The following is a 219-nucleotide window of genomic DNA, read 5'->3' on the forward strand; positions in this document are numbered from 1 at the left end:
TGGCTGGCAACTGGTTGCCATCACGCACAGCGGGCAGCAGCCGCAGGCGCTGGAAGAAGAAAGCGGCGGTGAACCGACCACCTACAGCAACAGCTTCGAGGTCATCAGCGCCAAAAGCACCTGGCGTGCCGATTTACCGTACAAACCGATGGTCGATGGTCCGCAAATTGCCACCGTTGTCGGCCCGGCGGGTGAGGAAATCTACTGTGACGAATATGG

1 pseudogene is annotated in these 219 nt (G+C 59.4%); it reads left to right on the top strand.

Annotation, left to right across the window (positions count from 1 at the left end):
- Nucleotides 1-219: pseudogene (locus H0248_RS21695) on the top strand (type VI secretion system tip protein VgrG); the annotation flags it as partial.

Origin of the sequence: Pectobacterium brasiliense (assembly GCF_013449685.1) — a bacterium.
Classification (GTDB): Bacteria; Pseudomonadota; Gammaproteobacteria; order Enterobacterales; family Enterobacteriaceae; genus Pectobacterium; species Pectobacterium brasiliense_A.